Annotated in this window: 2 protein-coding genes; both read left to right on the top strand. The window is 54.8% G+C overall.

Annotated features, from left to right (window positions below; translation table 11 throughout):
* Window positions 1-217 (top strand): ATP-binding protein (locus tag ACFQEU_RS17870; protein WP_379784343.1); only part of this gene is annotated, 217 nt, incomplete at its 5' end.
* Between the two features lie 51 nt (window positions 218-268).
* A partial coding sequence (locus ACFQEU_RS17865; protein WP_379784341.1) for a peptidogalycan biosysnthesis protein occupies window positions 269-540 on the top strand: 272 nt, incomplete at its 3' end.

The raw sequence follows: 540 nt of genomic DNA, 5'->3' as shown, positions 1-540 counted from the left end.
TGAAGCCAAACATCTGCCGCGGTTAACCGAGCGCTTCTACCGAGTAGACGACAGTCGCAACAGCGCAACGGGCGGCACCGGCCTAGGTTTAGCCATCGTTAAACATGCACTGTCCCGCCACGACGCTAGGCTCGATATCAGCAGCCAAGTATCCAAGGGCTCGAGCTTTACCTGTCACTTTCCCAAACAGCGACTGTTACAAGTAACACCGCAATAGGTATCGCACCCGCCGCTACCCAAGTGCGTGGGCAAACCTTAGTATGGCGCCATGCTAAACATAGAACTCGTTGATTCCATCGAAGCCATAGGCGCCAGTACTTGGCAGGGCTTATTGCAAAGCCGCTACCCCTTCGGCCAATTCGGTTTTTTACAGGCGCTGGAACAAACCGGCTGTGTTGGCTCGGCGTCTGGCTGGCTACCGCAGCACTTAGTCGTGAGGAATCCGTCCCAGCAGATCATTGCCTGCGCGCCGCTGTATTTAAAACAACATTCTTGGGGCGAGTACATTTTTGACTGGGCTTGGGCCGAGGCATTTCAACG

Origin of the sequence: Halorubrum tibetense (assembly GCF_042661865.1) — an archaeon.
Taxonomy (GTDB): Archaea; Halobacteriota; Halobacteria; order Halobacteriales; family Haloferacaceae; genus Halorubrum; species Halorubrum tibetense.
This window is presented reverse-complemented; position numbering and strand designations above follow the sequence as displayed.